Consider the following 17,917-nt stretch of genomic DNA (forward strand, 5'->3'; position numbering starts at 1 on the left):
GGCGCCGTTCGCGCCCTGCCCCCGCAATTGCTTATCCAACAGGTTGCCGCTATTCTACCGTGCCGGCTGCCGGATGTGGCGCGACCTTGTCACTGCGTCTGGAGGCGACCCTCCAGCCGCCCGCGCAACCGCCCTTCACGCTCGACGTCCAGATTCATGCTGCCTACCGTATTCATCGTCTCCGACGGCACCGGGATCACTGCCGAAACCTTCGCGCACTCGATCCTCTCCCAGTTCGACCAGAAATTCCGTCTCGTGCGCGTGCCGTTCGTCGACTCGCTCGACAAGGCCTATGCGACCGTCGAGAAGATCAACGAGGCCGCCGTGCACGACGGCCGCCGCGCGATCGTGTTCACGACGCTCGTCGACAGCGAGTCGAACGACATCGTCAAACGCTCGAACGCACTCGTGCTCGACATGTTCCAGCGCTTCGTCGAACCGCTCGAACAGGAACTGGAGCTCAAGTCGAGCCACGCGATGGGCCGCGGCCACCAGAACGCGGACACCGAGGAATACAAGACGCGGATCGAAGCGATCAACTTCTCGCTCGCGCACGACGACGGCCAGTCGAACCGCAACCTGTCGGAGGCCGACGTGATCCTCGTCGGCGTGTCGCGCAGCGGCAAGACGCCGACGAGCCTGTATCTCGCGATGCAGTACGGCGTGAAGGCAGCGAACTATCCGCTGATTCCGGAAGACTTCGAACGCGGCAAGCTGCCGTCGGCGCTCGCCTCGCACCGCGAGAAGCTGTTCGGGCTGTCGATCGACCCGCAGCGCCTGTCGGAGATCCGGAACGAGCGGCGCCCGGGCAGCAAGTACGCGGCACCCGAGAACTGCCGCTACGAAATCAACGAGGCGGAAGCGATGATGCGCCGCGAGGGGATCAAGTGGCTGTCGTCGACGCACAAGTCGATCGAGGAAATCGCGACGACGATCCTGCAGGAAGTCCGCCTCGACCGGCAGTCGTACTAAGGTCGAGCGCCGGCGGCCGCCCAGACGCCGCCGGAAACGAAAAGGCCGCGTCGAACGCGGCCTTTTCTCTTGGTGCGCGGAATGCGCGAGCGTGGCGTCACGCTCACCGCTGCTGACGCACCTGCTCGAACAGGCACACCGCCGCCGCGGCTGCGACGTTCAGCGACTCCATCCCGCCCGGCTGCGGAATCGTCACGCGATGCGTGGCGACCTCGCGCCAGTACGCGCAGACGCCTGCGCCCTCGTTGCCGAACACCCACGCCACGGGGCCCGACAGATCGCAATCGTAGATCGCCTGCGCGCCGTGCGAGTCGGTCAGCGCAACCGGTACATCGAGGCGTTCGGCGAGTTCACTGGCTTCGACATCCTCGTGGATCGACAGCAGGAAATGCGCGCCCATGCCCGAACGCAGCACCTTCGACGACCATGCGTACGCCGTCCCCGGCGCACAGAACACGTGGCGCACGCCTGCGGCCGCCGCGCTGCGCAGGATCGAGCCGACGTTGCCGGCGTCCTGCACGCCGTCGAGCACGACCGACGTATGCGTGACGCGAGTGGGCAGCGGTTGCGCCGGACGCTCGACGAGCAGCAGGAAGCCGACGCCGTTGACGACGTTCGACAACTGCCCGAACAGCGCGTCGGGCAATGTGACGATCCGTTGCGCATCGATGCGCGCGACGATCGCCTGCGCTTCCGCGTGGCCGAGTGCGCCTTCGGTCGCCACGCACAGCTCGGGCGTCGCGCCCGTATCGAGGTACGCGCTCGCGAGATGGAATCCTTCGAGCAGCGCCTGGCCGCTGCGGCGCTGATGGGGCGTCGAACCCGCGAGCGCCTTCAGGCGCTTGTACAGCGGGTTGTCGCGGGAAGTGATGCTTTTCATCGAATCAGGTCGAGTGCCGCGCGAACCGGCGCGAACGAGCGCCGGTGCGCTTCGCATGGCCCGTGCTCGCGTAGCGCGGCAAGGTGTTTCGCGGTGCCGTAGCCCGCATGTACGTTGAAGCCGTACACCGGGAAACGCTCGTGCAGGTCGACGAGCATGCGATCGCGCGTGACCTTCGCGAGAATCGACGCGGCCGAGATGCTCGGCACGAGCGCATCGCCGCTGACGATCGCCTCGGCACGCACCGTCAGCGTCGGGCAGCGGTTGCCATCGATCTGCGCGAGCGTCGGCAGCACCGACAGGCCCTCGACCGCCCGCTTCATCGCGAGCATCGTCGCGTGCAGGATATTCAGCGTGTCGATTTCGTCGACGCTCGCCGACGCGACGCAATACGCGCGCGAACGTGCGACGATCAGGTCGTACAGCGCGTCGCGCTTCTTCGCGGACAGCGCCTTCGAATCGTCGAGCCCGTCGATCGGCTGCGCCGGATCGAGGATCACGGCGGCGGCCACCACCGGCCCCGCGAGCGGGCCACGACCGGCTTCGTCGACGCCGCAGACGATCTCGTCGGGCCGGCTGAAATCGAAACCGTCCTGCACGTCGCTCGACGCGCGGCGGCGTGGTGCACGTACTGCGGTCATGCGCGCCCCTTGCGTTGTTCGAGCACGCGCACGACCGCTTCGGCCGCCTTCGCGGCCGTGTTCTGCCGCAGCGAAAGATGCATTTCGGTGAATACTTCGGTCAGTGTGCGGCGGTTCGCGTCGTCGCGCAGCTGCGTGAGCGTCGCATCGGCGAGCGCCTCGGGCGTCGCGAAGTGCTGCAGCAGCTCGGGCACGACGAAACGCCCCGCCAGGATGTTCGGCAAGCCGACGTACGGCAGGTACCCCTGCCGGCGCATGATCTGCCCGGTCAGCCAGGGCACCTTGTAGGAGATCACCATCGGCTTCTTCAGCAGCGCGGCTTCCAGCGTGACCGTGCCGCTCTTCACGAGGATCGCGTCGGCCGCCGTCATCGCGACCTGCGAGCGGCCGTCGGTGAGCGTCAGCGCAAGCTGCGGATGCGCGTCGACGAGCGGCTGCAGCAGCGCGCGCAACGCGGGCGTCGCCGCCGGCATCACGAACCGCACGCCAGGCTCGCGCTGCTGCATCAGCGCCATCGCCGCAAAGAACGTCGGGCCGATCAGCGCGATTTCCGAACGCCGGCTGCCCGGCAGCACCGCGATCACCGGGCCGTCGGCCGGCAATCCGAGCGCGATGCGCGCGCCGTGCATGTCAGGCTCGAGCGGAATCTCGTCGGCCAGCGGATGGCCGACGTAGGTCGAGGCAACACCTGCCTTGTCGAGAATCGCCGGTTCGAACGGGAACAGGCACAGCATGTGGTCGACGGACTTCGCGATCTTCTTGATCCGGCCGCCGCGCCATGCCCAGATCGACGGGCACACGAAGTGGATCGACGGGATACCGGCGTCGCGCGCGGCCTGTTCCACGCTGAAGTTGAAGTCGGGTGCGTCGATGCCGATGAACGCGTCCGGTCGCTCGGCGAGCAACTGGCGCTTCAGCTCACCGCGAATCCGCAGGATCTCGGGAATCTGGCCGAGCGCCTCGACGTAGCCGCGCACGGTCAGCTTGTCCATCTGCCAGTGCGAGTCGAAGCCCTGCGCGATCATCCGCTGCCCGCCGATCCCGTAATACTGGGCCGATTCCGGCAGCCGCTCGCGCAGCCCGCCGAGCAGCGACGCCCCGAGCAGGTCGCCCGACGGTTCGCCGGCCGCCATCGCGAGCCGGAGCTGAGTGGTCGGAAGCGGCATCGCTTAGCGGATGATGCCGCGTTGCGACGCGTCGATGAACTCGACAAACGCCTTGACCGCCGCGTCGCCGTCGCCGCCCGCTTCCGCGAGCTCGCGCAGCTGCACCTTCGCTTCCTCGAACGACAGGCCGTTCTTGTACAGCAGGCGGTAAGCGCTGCGCAGCGCCGAGATCGCATCGGGCGAGAAGCCGCGCCGACGCAGCCCTTCGACGTTGATGCCGTGCGGCTCTGCCTTGTTGCCCGCCGCGATCACGAACGGCGGAATGTCCTGCACGAGCGCCGAAGCACCCCCGAGCATCGAGTGCGCGCCGATGCGCACGAACTGGTGGACGCCCGACATCCCGCCGACGATCGCCCAGTCGCCGATCTCGACGTGGCCGGCCATCTGCGCGTTGCTCGACAGGATCACGTGGCTGCCGACAGTGCAGTCGTGACCGATGTGCACATAGGCCATGATCCAGTTGTCGTCGCCGAGCGTCGTCACGCCGCCGTCCTGCACGGTGCCCGTGTGGATCGTCGTGAATTCGCGGATCGTGTTGCGGCTGCCGATCACGAGCTTCGTCGGCTCGTCCTTGTACTTCATGTCCTGCGGACGGCCGCCGACCGACGCGTAATGGCCGATGCGGTTGTCCTCGCCGAGCGTCGTATGGCCTTCGATCACGCTGTGCGAGCCGATCGTCGTGCGCGCGCCGATCGTGACGTGCGGGCCGACGATCGCGTACGGGCCGATCTCTACCGATTCGTCGATCTGCGCGCCCGGTTCGACAATCGCGGTGGGATGAATCCTGGTCATGCGCCGTTGCCTCTCGATGTGATGTGTCGCGTTGCGTTGCCTGTGCGTGCCGCGTCGCTCAGGGCGCCACGTCGGTCGTCTTGACCGTGCACATCAGTTCGGCTTCCGCCGCCACCTTGCCGTCCACTTCCGCCACCGCCTTGAACTTCCAGATGCCGCGGATGTAGCGTTCGAACGTCACGTTCAGAATCAGTTGGTCGCCCGGTTCGACCGGACGCTTGAAGCGCGCGCCGTCGATCCCGACGAAGTAGTACAGCGTGTTCTCCGGATCCTTCGGCTGCTCTTCCGAGAAGGTCAGCAGCGCCGCGGCCTGCGCGAGCGCCTCGAGGATCAGCACGCCCGGCATCACCGGCCGCTTCGGGAAATGCCCCTGGAAGAACGGCTCGTTGATCGACACGTTCTTCAGCGCTTTGATTCCCTTGTGCGGTTCGAGTTCGAGCACGCGATCGACGAGCAGAATCGGGTAGCGATGCGGCAGCAGCGTGAGGATCTTGTGGATGTCGAGATTGATTTTTTCAGTGCTCATGATGGTTCGTCTCACGCAGAGGCTGCGCGGTGGTGATGCAAAGGCTGAAGCGGGCCGCCGTGCGGCCCAGTCTGGCAAACCGGGCCGGTTGCGCTGGCCGTGCCCGGTTCGAGGTCTCGCATGATGCGCTCAGGCGCCCGTGCCGCCCTGGGCGGCGAGCGCGGCCTCGAGCGCCTTGATGCGCTCGCGCAGCTTGTCGAGGTTGCGCACGAGCGCGGCGCTCTTGTTCCATTCGCCGTGGTCGACGGCCGGGAACGCGCTGGTATAGATGCCGGCCTTCGGCAGCGACTTCGATACGCCCGAATTCGCGGTGATGATGACATAGTCGCCGAGCGTCACGTGGCCGGCGATCCCGGCCGCGCCGCCGATCATGCAGTGGCGGCCGATCGTCGTGCTGCCCGCGATGCCCGCCTTGCCGGCGATCACCGTGTAGGCGCCGATCCGGCAGTTGTGGGCGATCTGCACCTGGTTGTCGATCTTCACGCATTCTTCGATGACGGTATCCGCCATCGCGCCGCGGTCGATCGTCGTGTTCGCGCCGATCTCGACGTCCGGGCCGATCGATACGCCGCCGACCTGCGGGATCTTGACCCAGCTGCCGGTGCGCGCGTCGCCGTCGCCGACGAAATCCGGCGCGAAGCCGAAACCGTCGGAGCCGATCACGGCGCCCGCATGGATGATCGCGCGCGGGCCGACCTTGCAGCCGTGGTACACCGACGCGTTCGGATAGATGTGCGAGCCCGCGCCGATCGTCGTGCCGCGGCCGATGAAGACGTTCGCGTCGAGCTGCACGCCGTCCTCGATCACCGCACCGGCCTCGACCGTCACGTGCGGGCCGATCACCGCGCTCGCGGCGACCTGCGCGGCCGGATCGATCGTCGCGCTCGGATGCACGCCGGCGGCACGCTGCGGCGTGGCCAGATCGATGAACATCTGCGCGACGCGCGCGAAGTACGCGTACGGATTCGGCGTGACAATGAAATTGCGACCCGTCGCGGCCGCGCCCAGCTTTTCCAGATCCTTCGGCGCGATCAGCACCGCGCCGGCGCGGGTCGACTCGACCTGCGACAGGTACTTCGGATTCGCGAGGAACGCGAGTTGCTGCGGGCCTGCCTGGTCGAGCGGTGCGAGCCCGCTCACCTTGCACTGTGCGTCGCCGGCGATCTCGCCGCCGAACCGCTTTACGAGTTCCTCAAGCGTCAATGCCATTCGTCGTCTGCTCCGTTCAGTTCGTCGAGCCGGACGCGAGCGCCTTGAGCACCTTGTCGGTGATGTCGATGCGCGGGCTGACGTACACGGCTTCCTGCACGATCAGGTCGTAATTCTGCTGCTCGGCGATCTGCTTGATGACCTTGTTCGCCTTCTCGAGCACGGCCGCCAGCTCCTCGTTGCGGCGCTGGTTCAGGTCTTCGCGGAACTCGCGCTGCTTGCGCTGGAAGTCGGTATCGAGCTGGGCGAGATCGCGCTGCTTCTGCGCGCGATCGGCCGCCGACAGCGACGCACCGTTCTTGTCCAGCGAATCGGACATCGACTTCAGGCGTGCCGCAAGATCCTGCAGATCCTTGTCACGCTTCGCGAACTCGGCTTCGAGCTTCGTCTGCGCCGCCTTCGCGGGCGCCGACTCGCGCAGGATCCGATCCGAATTGACCGCCGCGATGCGGGCGACGTCCTGTGCGTGCACCGTCGCAGCGCCCAAGGCCAGCGCAACGGTCAGCGCGCACATCACTCGTTTCGAAAACTTACCGGTTAGCAAAATTACCCTCTCGTTGCTGTTGTCATGCGTTCGGTCAGAACGCCGTCCCGATCTGGAACTGGAATTTCTGGTACTGGTCGCCTTCGTGCTTCTGCAGCGGGAAGCCGAGGCTCAGCTTCAGCGGGCCGATCGGCGAGATCCACGCGAGACCCACGCCGTAGCCGTAACGCAGGCCGTTGGCGCCCGTACTCGTGCCGCCCGGCGCGTTGCCCCACACGTTACCGCCGTCGAGGAACGTGAACACGCGCAGCGTGCGGTCGTAGCCCGTGCCCGGCAGCGGGAACGTCAGCTCGATGTTGCCGACGAGCATCTTCGAACCGCCGATCGGGTCGTTCGTCTTCGTGTCGCGCGGGCCCAGCGAGCTCGGCTCGTAGCCACGCACGGAGCCGATACCGCCCGCGTAGTAGTTCTTGAAGATCGGGTACGGGTTGCCGATACCGTTACCGTAGCCGCCTTGCAGGTTCAGGCCCAGGATGAAGCCGCGCGAGAACGAATAGTAGTACTGGGCCTGCAGGTCGGCCTTGTAATACTGGATCTTGCCGACCGGTACGCCGTACTCCATGTTCGCCTGCGTGAAGTAGCCGCGGCTCGGAATCAGCGCGCTGTCACGCGCGTCGCGCGACCACGCGACCGTCAGCGGCACCGTGTTCGACACGCGGCCGAACTCGTTCACGTAATCCTGGTAGCTCTGCGGCGTGTTCGAATCGACGTCGAGACGGTTCTGCTCGAAGCCGGCGCCGAAGTAGACGGTGTCGACTTCCGAGAACGGAATGCCGAACTTCAGGTTGCCGCCCGCGCTGATGATCCGGAAGCTCGAGCTCGTCGAATAGTAGAGCGGCTGGTACGTGCGGTAGTAGACGTCCGTGATCCGCTTGATGCCGTCGACCGTGAAATACGGGTCGACCTGCGTGACGGTCAGCGTACGGTAGCTCTTCGCGGTGTTGACGTTCACCGACAGGCTGGTACCCGAGCCGAACACGTTGTCCTGCGACACGCCCGCCGACAGCACGACCTTGTCCGTCGACGAGAAGCCGGCGCCCAGCGTGATCGCGCCGGTCGGCTTTTCATCGACCTTGACGTTCACGTCGACCTGGTCGTTCGTGCCGTCGACCGGCACCGTCGTCACATCGACGTTGGTGAAGTAGCCGAGACGGTTCACGCGATCCTTCGACAGCGCGAGGCGGTTCGAATCGAACCACGAGCTTTCGAGCTGGCGCATTTCGCGGCGCACGACTTCGTCGCGCGTGCGCGTGTTGCCGACGACGTTGATCCGGCGCACGTACACGCGGCGGCTCGGATCGACGACGAGGTTCAGGTTCACCTTGTGGTTCGCCTGGTCGATGTCCGGCTGCGCGTTGACGGTCGCGAATGCATAGCCGTATTCACCGAGCTTGTCGACGATCGACTTGGTGGTCTGCTGCAGCTTTTCGGCCGAGAAGCGATCGCCCGGCTTGATCTTGATCAGCTTGCTGAGTTCGGCCTCGCGATCGAGCAGGTTGCCCGACAGCTTGATGCCCGACACCGTGTACGGCTCGCCTTCGTGCAGCGTGACCGTCAGGTACATGTCCTTCTTGTCGGGCGAGATCGACACCTGGGTCGAATCGATGTTGAACTCGAGATAGCCGCGGTTCAGGTAGTACGAGCGCACCGCTTCGAGGTCGCCCGTCAGCTTTTCCTTCGAGTACAGGTCGTTCTTCGTGTACCAGGAGAACCAGTTCGGCGTGGACAGCTGCATCTCGTCGCGCAGCGTGCTGGTGCTGAATGCCTTGTTGCCGATGAAGTTGATCTGGCGGATCTTCGCGCTCGGGCCTTCGGCCACCGCGAACAGGATCGACACACGGTTCGCGTCGACTGGCGTGACCGTCGTCTTGACCTCGGCCGCGTAGAAGCCGCGCGTGAGGTACTGGCGCTTGAGCTCCTGCTCCGCCTTGTCGACGAGCGCCTTGTCGTAATAACGGCCGTCGGCAAGGCCGACCGCACGCAGCGCCTTCGTCAGGTTGTCCTTGTCGAATTCCTTCGTGCCGGTGAAGTCGATCGACGCAATGGCCGGACGCTCCTGCACCTGCACGATCACGACGTTGCCCTGCGTGGCGATGCGTACGTCGTTGAAAAAGCCCGTCGCGTACAGCGCGCGGATTGCTTCGGATGCCTTGTCGTCCGTGAAGGTATCGCCCTGCTTGATCGGCAGGTAGGCGAACACCGAACCCGCTTCGACGCGCTGCAGCCCCTCGATCTTGATGTCTTGCACCACGAACGGTGCCGCTGCATGCGCCGCGAGGCCGTGCGCGGCGAGCGCGGCCGCTGCAACTGTCTTAGGTACAAAACGATGAGGTTTGAACAACATGCATCCCCAATATTTAGCTGCATCAAATCAGGCGGCTGCCCAGCGGCCGCCGCCTGACGCTTCAGAAATGGATTAACCGAGCCAGATCGTTGAACAGCGCGATCGCCGACAACGCGACGATGCAGATCAACCCGGCTCTTTGCAGAATCAGCTGCCAGCGCTCCGAGACGGCTTTCCCGGTCGCGGCTTCAACCGCATAATATAACAGATGCCCCCCGTCCAAAACGGGAATCGGCAACAAGTTCAGGACGCCAAGGCTAATGCTGACAAGGGCGAGGAACGACAGGAACGCCGACGGACCGAGCCGCGCACTCTTGCCCGCGTAGTCGGCAATCGTCACGGGGCCGGACAGATTCTTCAGCGACGCGTTGCCCGTGATCATGCGCCCGAACATCCGCAGCGAATACACGGAAATGTCCCACGTGCGGTGCGCGCCGAGCCGCAGGCTCTCGATCGGCCCGTAACGCACGTCAACGGACGGCGCATGCATCGACAGCGCCGCACCGATACGGCCGACCTGCTGCCCCGATTCGTCGTCGCGCTGCATCTGCGGCACGATCGACACCGTCTGCGCGGCGCCGTCGCGCTCGATCTGCAGCTCGAGCGGCTTGCCCGCATGGTGTTTCACGAAATCGATGAAGCGCGTCGCGCCGCCGATCGGCTTGCCGTCGAGCGCGACCAGCTTGTCGCCGGACTTCAGGCCCGCCTGCTCCGCCGCGCTGCCGGGCTGCACCGACGCGACCGACAGCGTGCCGCCGCCGGTCTCGAAGCCCAGATGGGCCATGAAATCGTCGTCGAGCTGACTTTCGGGAACGTTGCGCAGGTCGACGCGGAAATCGAACGTCGTGTTGCCGTCGCGCGCGCCGAGCACGATCTCGCGGTGATCGAACGCGGCCGCGAGCAGCTTCCAGCGCAGGTCCGACCACGACCTTACCGGCTCGGACTCGCCGCCTTGCGCGTCGCCCGTGCGCACGTTGCGGATCGACACGATCGCCTCACCACCGTCAAAGCCCGCGCGCGCCGCCGCAGTACCGGCGGCCGGCGGCGCGACGATCGCGGCCGGCTCGGTCACACCGGTGGCAAATACGACGGAAAAAAGGAAGATTGCCAACAGAAAGTTGGCAATCGGCCCGGCCGCGACGATCGCGATGCGCTTGTAGACCGATTGCCGGTTGAACGCCTGGCCGAGCTCCTCGGGCGGGATGCCGGGGCCGGGATCGCGTTCGTCGAGCATCTTCACGTAGCCGCCGAGCGGCAACGCGGACAGCGTCCACTCGGTGCCCGTCCGGCGGCTGACCCAGCGCGCGACGGGCTGGCCGAAGCCGATCGAGAAACGCAGCACCTTCACGCCGCACCAGCGCGCGACGCGATAATGTCCGTACTCATGCACGACGACCAGCACCCCGATCGCCACCGCAAACGCGATCAGTTCGACCAGCACGTTCATGAGCACCCCATTCAGACAGTGCGCTCCACGCGTGGCGCAGGCGCTTTGGCAATGATCTCGGCGGCGAGGCGGCGTGCCTCTGCATCCGCCGCCAGGACGTCGTCGAGCCCGTCGGGCGCGCGGTTCGGCAGCGTGTTGAGCACGGCGTCGACCGTCGCCGCAATCGCCATGAAGCCGATGCGGCGCGCGAGAAACGCTTCGACCGCCACTTCGTTCGCCGCGTTCAATGCGGCGCTCGCGATACCGCCTTCCTCGAGTGCCTTCAGCGCGAGCGCGAGGCACGGGAAGCGCGCGTAATCGGGCTTCTCGAACGACAGCTGGGCGATCTGCGCGAGGTCGAGCTGATCGACGCCCGCATCGACGCGCTCGGGGAACGCGAGTGCGTGCGCGATCGGCGTGCGCATGTCGGGGTTGCCAAGCTGGGCGAGCACCGAGCCGTCGCGGTACGACACGAGCGAATGGATCACGCTCTGCGGATGGATCAGCACGTCGATCCGGTCGCCCGGCAGTCCGAAGATCCAGTGCGCCTCGATCACCTCGAGGCCCTTGTTCATCATCGTCGCGGAGTCGACCGAGATCTTGCGGCCCATCACCCAGTTCGGATGCTTGCACGCTTCGTCCGGCGTCACGTCGACGAGCGTGGCCGGTTCGCGCGTGCGGAACGGGCCGCCCGACGCGGTCAGGATGATCTTCGAGATCCCGCCGTGCTCGTTCTCGTCGCGCGGCATGCACTGGAAGATCGCGTTGTGTTCGCTGTCGACCGGCAGCAGGATCGCGCCATGGTCGCGCACGGCGTCCATGAAGATCGCGCCCGACATCACCAGCGATTCCTTGTTCGCGAGCAGGATGCGCTTGCCGGCGCGCGCGGCCGCGAGGCTCGGCGCGAGGCCGGCCGCACCGACGATCGCCGCGACCACCGTGTCGCAGCCGTCGCTCTTCGACACGTCGACGAGCGCCTGCGGCCCGTGCAGCACGGTCGTCTTGCTGCCCGCCGCACGCAGTTTCGCTTCGACGTGCGCGGCGGTCGCGGCATCGCCGACCACCGCCACTTCAGGCGCGAAGCGCAGGCATTGCTCGACCAGCTTGTCGCCGTTGCGGTGTGCGGTCAGCGCGTAGACCGAGAAGCGCTCGGGATGGCGCGCGACCACGTCGAGCGTGCTGTCTCCGATCGAGCCCGTGGAACCGAGCAATGTCAGACGTTTTTGCATAACAGAAATAGTGGTTTAACCAAGCAGCAGCATCGCGAGCGGCAGCACCGGAAGCAGCGCGTCGACACGGTCGAGCACGCCGCCATGGCCAGGCAGCAGTCCGCTCGAATCCTTCACGCCCGCCTGCCGCTTCAGCAGCGACTCGAACAGGTCGCCGATCACGCTGTACGCGACCAGCAGCGTCAGTGCGGCCCACGCGCCGGGCATTCCGTAACGCACGGCGAACGCGGAAAACAGGGTCGGCTCGAACGCGTGCACGACCATCGCAACACCGGCGACGACCATCACGGCGAGCCAGCCGCCGATCGCGCCTTCCCAGCTCTTGCCGGGGCTGATCGTGATGGCCAGTTTACGCTTTCCGAAGGCCTTGCCCGCGAAGTATGCGCCGATATCGGCCAGCCAGACGACCAGAAGCAGCGACAGCACGAACGGCACGCCCAGCGCGCGCGCCGCGACGAGCGCATGCCAGCAGGCCGCAAAGACCACGAGGCCGGCCGCCAGCAGGAACGGCCGCCAGACGCCGCCCGCGAGTTCGGGCTTGCGCCGCAGCGCGAACGGGCCGACCAGCAGCCAGAACACGCCGGCTGCCATGAAAAGGGGACGGGACGAAGCCGCATCGACGCCGAGCGGCACCGTCGCCGCGAGCGCAAGCGCCGCGACGACTGCATAGACGACCGGGCCGGCGCCGCCGAGCTTGAGCAGGCGCGCCCATTCCCACGCGGCGAACACGAGCACGACGCCGATCAGCGCGCCGAACGCGGTGAGCGGCGCGAACAGCGTCACCGGCAGCAGTACCGCCAGCATCACGATCGCCGTGATCACACGGGTTTTCAGCATGAAAGGGAGTCGGCGTTCTGCGATTGCGGTTCGAGCTGTGCGCTCGTGCGGCCGAAACGACGTTCGCGCTCCGTATACGACGCCATGGCGTCGGCCAGTGCCGCGCCGTCGAAATCCGGCCAGTATTTGTCGGTGAAATAGAATTCGGCGTACGCGAGCTGCCACAGCAGGAAGTTGCTGACGCGCTGCTCGCCACCGGTACGGATGAAGAGATCGGGCTCCGGCGCATAGGCCATCGCCAGGTGCGGCGCGAACGCGTCCTCGGTCACTTCGACCTCGCGCCCTTCGCGCACGGCCTGCTCGACGAGCTTCTTCGTCGCCTGCAGGATGTCCCACCGGCCGCCGTAGTTGGCCGCGATGGTGAGCGTAAGACGGGTGTTGCGCGCCGTCTTGGTTTCGGCGCGGCGAATCAGTTCGCGGATGCGCGGCTCGAAACGGTCGAGATCGCCGACGACACGCAGGCGGATCCCGTTCGCATGGAGCTTGCCGACCTCGCGCTCGAGCGCGGTGATGAAGAGCCGCATCAGGAACGACACTTCGTCGTTCGGCCGGCGCCAGTTTTCCGAACTGAACGCGAACAGCGTCAGGTATTCGACGCCGGCGCGCGCGCAGCCCTCGACCACCGCCCGCACGGCATCGACGCCGCGGGTATGCCCCGCGACGCGCGGCAAGCGGCGTTCGGTCGCCCAACGGCCGTTGCCGTCCATGATGATCGCGATGTGACGCGGCACGACACCGACGTCAGGCACGCGAACGGTAGAGCTGGTATAGGTCATGGCCGTTGAGACAGTTGCGGGAAGAAGGCGGCGCGCGAGGACGGTCGTCAGACCGTCATGATCTCGGCTTCCTTGGTCTGCACGAGCTTGTCGATTTCGGCAACGTGCTTGTCGGTCAGCTTCTGCACGTCGTCGCTCGCACGGCGCTCGTCGTCTTCCGAGATTTCCTTGTCCTTCACGAGCTTCTTGAGCGCTTCGTTCGCGTCGCGGCGCAGGTTGCGGATCGCGACCTTGGCCGTTTCGCCTTCGCCCTTGACGACCTTGGTCAGTTCGCGGCGGCGCTCTTCCGTCAGCGCGGGCATCGGCACGCGGATCAGGTCGCCGGCCGTAGCCGGGTTCAGGCCCAGGTCGGCTTCGCGAATGGCCTTTTCGACCTTGGCGACCATGTTCTTTTCCCACGGCTGCACGCCGATCGTGCGCGCATCGACGAGCGTCAGGTTAGCGACCTGCGAGATCGGCACCATCGACCCGTAGTAGTCGACCTGCACGTGATCGAGCAGACCGGTGTGTGCACGGCCCGTACGGATCTTTGCCAGATCGTTCTTGAACGCTTCGATCGAGCGCTGCATCTTTTGCTCGACGCCCTTCTTGGTATCAGCGACACTCATTTCAACCTCCGAACCTTCTAACCTTCAAAGAACGCGGGCCCTGCCCGGCGCGTCCGGCGCGCCGCGGCCGATGGCCCGCATCCGCGGGAGTTTACACGTGGACGAGCGTACCTTCGTCCTCGCCCAGCACGATGCGCTTGAGCGCGCCCGGCTTGTTGATCGAAAACACGCGAATCGGCAGCTTCTGGTCGCGGCACAGCGCGAAGGCCGTCGCGTCCATCACCTGCAGGTTGCGGCTGATCGCCTCGTCGAACGTGATCGTCGTGTAGCGCGTGGCCGACGGATCCTTCTTCGGATCGGCAGAATATACGCCATCGACCTTGGTCGCCTTCAGCACGACCTCGGCGCCCACTTCCGAACCGCGCAGCGCGGCGGCCGTGTCCGTCGTGAAGAACGGGTTGCCCGTACCGGCCGCGAAGATCACGACGCGGCCTTCCTCGAGCTGGCGAATCGCGCGGGGCCGGATGTACGGCTCGACAACCTGGTCCATGCGCAGCGCGGACTGCACGCGCGCCTCGATGCCGGCGTGGCGCATCGCGTCCTGCAGCGCCAGCGCGTTCATCATCGTCGCGAGCATCCCCATGTAGTCCGCCGTCGCGCGATCCATGCCGGCCGCGCCACCCGCGACACCGCGGAAAATATTACCGCCACCGATCACGACCGCGAGCTGCGTCCCGAGACGCACGACTTCGGCGATATCGGCCACCATCCGTTCGATCGTCGCGCGATTGATGCCGAAGGCATCGTCGCCCATCAGCGCTTCGCCGGAGAGTTTGAGGAGGACGCGTTTATAGGCATTGGACATAGGGGCTTCCGAGCGACGAGAGGATGACAACCACGAACTGTAGGGGCGAAATACTGATTCGGGCAAGCGCCGACGGTCGAACCGGGTTTCCCGGCCGGCCGGCGGCGGCGCCGACCGCGGCGGAGCGGACGCCCGCCGCGGATACTGCCTGACTGCTTACGGCTTACTGCTGCTTTGCTGCTGCGACTTGCGCGGCCACTTCGGCGGCGAAGTCGTCCTGGCGCTTCTCGATGCCTTCGCCGACGACGAACAGCGCGAACTTCTGCACTGCCGCATTCGCTGCCTTCAGCATCTGCTCGATCGTCTGCTTGTCGTTCTTCACGAACGTCTGGTTCAGCAGCGACACTTCCTTCAGGTACTTCTGGACGCTACCGTCGACCATCTTCGCGACGATCTCGGCCGGCTTGCCCGATTCCGCAGCCTTCTGCTCGGCCACGCGGCGTTCCGTCTCGATCAGTTCCGCCGGCACGTCAGCCGACGACAGCGCGACCGGCTTCATTGCCGCGATGTGCATCGCGACGTCCTTGCCGACCTGCTCTTCCGCACCCGTGTACTCGACGATCACGCCGATACGCGCGCCGTGCAGGTACGTTGCGATCTTGTTCGCGGTTTCGAAACGGACGAAACGGCGGATCGAGACGTTCTCGCCGATCTTGCCGATCAGGGCCAGGCGCACTGCGTCGACCGTCGAGCCTTCGAGCGGCAGTGCCGACAGCGCTGCCACGTCGGCCGGGTTCTGCGTCGCGACGAGTTCTGCAACCGTCTTCGAGAATGCGAGGAAGTCGTCGTTCTTCGCGACGAAGTCGGTTTCGCAGTTCAGCTCGACCAGCGCGCCTGCGTTGCCGCCGACGAACGATGCGACGACGCCTTCTGCCGTCACGCGCGATGCCGCCTTGCTCGCCTTGTTGCCGAGCTTGACGCGCAGCAGCTCTTCAGCCTTGGCCAGATCGCCGTCGGCTTCCGTCAGCGCCTTCTTGCACTCCATCATCGGTGCGTCGGTCTTCGCGCGCAGTTCTGCCACCATGCTTGCGGTAATTGCCGCCATCATTCGCTCCTTGAGTCTGTATTCACAACGCCGCCCGCTTGGACGCGAACGGCCGAAAATCGTTTCCGGACCCGCGCCGATTCGGCGCGATCAGGTCCGGCGCACAAGCTTAAAAAAAGGGGGCCTGTTGAGAGCCCCCTTTTTGCGCCGGCTCGGGGCCAGTTACGCGTTTTCCTCGACGTACTCGTCGTCGCCGCGTGCGGCCTGGACCACTTCGTTGACCGCGTTCGCACGGCCTTCGAGGATCGCGTCGGCCACGCCTTCAGCGTACAGCGCGACTGCCTTGCTCGAGTCGTCGTTACCCGGGATCACGTAATCCACACCTTCCGGCGAGTGGTTCGTATCGACCACGGCGATGACCGGCACGCCCAGCTTGTTCGCTTCCGTGACGGCAATCTTGTGATAGCCGACGTCGACGACGAAGATTGCGTCCGGAATGCCGCCCATGTCCTTCACGCCGCCGATCGACTTCTGCAGCTTCGCGATTTCGCGTTCGAACAGCAGCGCTTCCTTCTTGCTCATCTTCTCGAGCTCGCCTGCCTCGACTGCCGCTTCCATGTCCTTCAGGCGCTTGATCGATACCTTCAGCGTCTTGAAGTTGGTCATCATGCCGCCGAGCCAGCGTGCGTTGACGTACGGCATGCCCGCGCGCTGCGCTTCCTGGGCGATCGTGTCACGCGATTGACGCTTCGTGCCGACGAACAGGATCGTGCCGCGGTTCGCTGCCAGCTGGCGCACGTACTTCTGTGCGTCCGTGAACATCGGCAGCGTCTTTTCGAGGTTGATGATGTGAATCTTGTTGCGGTGACCGAAAATGAACGGAGCCATCTTCGGGTTCCAGAAGCGCGTCTGGTGACCGAAGTGGACACCCGCTTCCAGCATTTGGCGCATCGTAACTGCCATGTAAATTCTCCACGAGGGTTGGGTCTTAAGCCGGCCGCCGTACCGCCGCACGAACCTGCCCCGAAAGGCACGATTTCCGCGCGGTCGGCACCCTGGTTGCGCCGGCTTGCGATTCGGCACGTGCAAAACGCCCGTGCCGTAAGCCTTTCACCGCGATGCCGCCCCGGAATGGGGCACTACGGCATTTGGATGTCGACTTAGCCAAAGAGTATAGCACGCCGATTTGTCCGCTCTCAAGTCGCTCACCACTTTCGCTAGCCGCGCGGCAGCCGGCCGGACAATCCGCGAAAACCCGCACCCGCACCGCCGGCAGGGGCTGCGACGCCTGCCAGAAGGTGCGATAATCCGTCAATTCACCGCATTCCAGGCATACCTCGATGGCTATTACGCTCAAAAACGAACACGATATCGCCGAGATGCGCGTCGCCTGCCGTCTCGCGAGCGAAGTGCTCGACTTCATCACGCCGCACGTCGTCGCGGGCATCACGACCGCCGAACTCGACCGCCTCTGCCACGAGTTCATGCTCAACGAACAGGGCACGATCCCGGCACCGCTGAACTACCAGCCGCCCGGCTATCCGCCGTACCCGAAGGCCACCTGCATTTCGGTCAACGACGTGATCTGCCACGGCATTCCCGGCGAGAAGGTGATCAAGAACGGCGACGCGCTGAACATCGACATCACCGTGATCAAGAACGGCTACTTCGGCGACACCAGCCGGATGTTCATCGTCGGCGAGGGCTCGATCCTCGCGAAGCGCCTCGTGCAGACCACCTACGAATGCATGTGGCTCGGCATCGACCAGGTCAAGCCCGGCGCGCACCTCGGCGACATCGGCTACGCGATCCAGAAGCACGCGGAAGCGCAAGGCTACAGCGTCGTGCGCGAATACTGCGGCCACGGCATCGGCACGGTGTTCCACGAGGATCCGCAGGTCGTCCACTACGGCCGTCCGGGTACCGGCATCGAACTGAAGGCCGGGATGATCTTCACGATCGAGCCGATGATCAACGCCGGCAAGCGCGACATCCGCACGATGCCCGACCAGTGGACGGTCAAGACGCGCGACCGCAGCCTGTCGGCGCAGTGGGAGCACACGGTGCTCGTCACCGAAACCGGCTACGAGGTGCTGACCGTGTCGGCCGGCACGCCGGCGCGCCCCGTGTTCGCGCAACCGGCCGCCGCGGTCTGAGCGCCGTCGCGCCAGCCCGCC

At 65.6% G+C, this 17,917-nt stretch carries 18 protein-coding genes; 2 read left to right on the plus strand and 16 right to left on the minus strand.

What is annotated here, in order from left to right; all coding sequences use genetic code 11:
* The first annotated feature begins 156 nt into the window (after window positions 1-156).
* The gene (ppsR, locus tag ACTJLD_RS26810) at window positions 157-972 is read left to right on the plus strand and encodes a posphoenolpyruvate synthetase regulatory kinase/phosphorylase PpsR (RefSeq protein WP_021159117.1); all 816 of its coding nucleotides are present in this window, start codon (window positions 157-159) and stop codon (window positions 970-972) included.
* 103 nt (window positions 973-1,075) lie between these two features.
* Here the strand turns inward: ppsR and ACTJLD_RS26815 are convergent, their stop codons facing one another.
* The 16 genes from ACTJLD_RS26815 to rpsB all read right to left on the minus strand — a co-directional run bounded on the left by ACTJLD_RS26815 (window position 1,076) and on the right by rpsB (window position 16,703).
* Window positions 1,076-1,852: a TrmH family RNA methyltransferase gene (locus ACTJLD_RS26815; protein ID WP_440659969.1), complete on the minus strand. Its 777-nt coding sequence runs from the start codon at window positions 1,850-1,852 to the stop codon at window positions 1,076-1,078.
* A complete protein-coding gene (gene rnhB / locus ACTJLD_RS26820; RefSeq protein ID WP_027787096.1) occupies window positions 1,849-2,493 on the minus strand; it encodes a ribonuclease HII in 645 nt (214 codons plus the stop codon). The genes ACTJLD_RS26815 and rnhB overlap by 4 nt, the downstream gene beginning before the upstream one ends.
* Window positions 2,490-3,659, minus strand: coding sequence for a lipid-A-disaccharide synthase (gene lpxB / locus ACTJLD_RS26825; protein WP_027787095.1), 1,170 nt, complete (start codon window positions 3,657-3,659; stop codon window positions 2,490-2,492). Before lpxB ends, rnhB begins: the two co-directional genes overlap by 4 nt.
* Before the next feature lie 3 nt (window positions 3,660-3,662).
* Window positions 3,663-4,451 (minus strand): acyl-ACP--UDP-N-acetylglucosamine O-acyltransferase, encoded by a 789-nt coding sequence (lpxA, locus tag ACTJLD_RS26830; RefSeq protein ID WP_021159113.1) that lies wholly within the window; start codon window positions 4,449-4,451, stop codon window positions 3,663-3,665.
* A gap of 58 nt (window positions 4,452-4,509) precedes the next feature.
* A complete protein-coding gene (fabZ, locus tag ACTJLD_RS26835) occupies window positions 4,510-4,977 on the minus strand; it encodes a 3-hydroxyacyl-ACP dehydratase FabZ (protein WP_021159112.1) in 468 nt (155 codons plus the stop codon).
* A 129-nt stretch (window positions 4,978-5,106) separates the two neighbouring features.
* Window positions 5,107-6,186, minus strand: a complete 1,080-nt coding sequence (gene lpxD / locus ACTJLD_RS26840) for a UDP-3-O-(3-hydroxymyristoyl)glucosamine N-acyltransferase (RefSeq protein WP_060170429.1) — start codon at window positions 6,184-6,186, stop codon at window positions 5,107-5,109.
* A 16-nt stretch (window positions 6,187-6,202) separates the two neighbouring features.
* Window positions 6,203-6,700: an OmpH family outer membrane protein gene (locus ACTJLD_RS26845; RefSeq protein WP_011549544.1), complete on the minus strand. Its 498-nt coding sequence runs from the start codon at window positions 6,698-6,700 to the stop codon at window positions 6,203-6,205.
* Between the two features lie 64 nt (window positions 6,701-6,764).
* A complete protein-coding gene (gene bamA / locus ACTJLD_RS26850; RefSeq protein WP_057056463.1) occupies window positions 6,765-9,074 on the minus strand; it encodes an outer membrane protein assembly factor BamA in 2,310 nt (769 codons plus the stop codon).
* A gap of 61 nt (window positions 9,075-9,135) precedes the next feature.
* On the minus strand, window positions 9,136-10,521 hold the full coding sequence (rseP, locus tag ACTJLD_RS26855; protein ID WP_059694695.1) for an RIP metalloprotease RseP: 1,386 nt from the start codon (window positions 10,519-10,521) through the stop codon (window positions 9,136-9,138).
* An 11-nt stretch (window positions 10,522-10,532) separates the two neighbouring features.
* Window positions 10,533-11,729 carry a 1-deoxy-D-xylulose-5-phosphate reductoisomerase gene (locus ACTJLD_RS26860; protein ID WP_027787091.1) on the minus strand — a complete coding sequence of 399 codons (1,197 nt, stop codon included), beginning with the start codon at window positions 11,727-11,729 and terminating at the stop codon, window positions 10,533-10,535.
* A gap of 15 nt (window positions 11,730-11,744) precedes the next feature.
* Complete coding sequence (locus ACTJLD_RS26865) at window positions 11,745-12,566, minus strand: phosphatidate cytidylyltransferase (RefSeq protein WP_027787090.1); 822 nt, start codon at window positions 12,564-12,566, stop codon at window positions 11,745-11,747.
* The gene (uppS, locus tag ACTJLD_RS26870; protein ID WP_006478494.1) at window positions 12,560-13,342 is read right to left on the minus strand and encodes a polyprenyl diphosphate synthase; all 783 of its coding nucleotides are present in this window, start codon (window positions 13,340-13,342) and stop codon (window positions 12,560-12,562) included. Before uppS ends, ACTJLD_RS26865 begins: the two co-directional genes overlap by 7 nt.
* A gap of 47 nt (window positions 13,343-13,389) precedes the next feature.
* A complete protein-coding gene (gene frr, locus ACTJLD_RS26875; protein WP_027787089.1) occupies window positions 13,390-13,950 on the minus strand; it encodes a ribosome recycling factor in 561 nt (186 codons plus the stop codon).
* 91 nt (window positions 13,951-14,041) lie between these two features.
* Window positions 14,042-14,755 carry a UMP kinase gene (pyrH, locus tag ACTJLD_RS26880; protein ID WP_011352459.1) on the minus strand — a complete coding sequence of 238 codons (714 nt, stop codon included), beginning with the start codon at window positions 14,753-14,755 and terminating at the stop codon, window positions 14,042-14,044.
* 163 nt (window positions 14,756-14,918) lie between these two features.
* Window positions 14,919-15,800, minus strand: a complete 882-nt coding sequence (tsf, locus tag ACTJLD_RS26885) for a translation elongation factor Ts (RefSeq protein ID WP_021159104.1) — start codon at window positions 15,798-15,800, stop codon at window positions 14,919-14,921.
* Between the two features lie 162 nt (window positions 15,801-15,962).
* Window positions 15,963-16,703, minus strand: a complete 741-nt coding sequence (rpsB, locus tag ACTJLD_RS26890) for a 30S ribosomal protein S2 (protein WP_006483818.1) — start codon at window positions 16,701-16,703, stop codon at window positions 15,963-15,965.
* A 377-nt stretch (window positions 16,704-17,080) separates the two neighbouring features.
* Between rpsB and map the strand changes: the two genes are divergently transcribed.
* Window positions 17,081-17,896: a type I methionyl aminopeptidase gene (gene map / locus ACTJLD_RS26895; protein WP_021159103.1), complete on the plus strand. Its 816-nt coding sequence runs from the start codon at window positions 17,081-17,083 to the stop codon at window positions 17,894-17,896.
* Window positions 17,897-17,917: the final 21 nt, after the last annotated feature.

The sequence above is a fragment of the Burkholderia sp. 22088 genome (assembly GCF_052045915.1).
Taxonomy (GTDB): Bacteria; Pseudomonadota; Gammaproteobacteria; order Burkholderiales; family Burkholderiaceae; genus Burkholderia; species Burkholderia cepacia.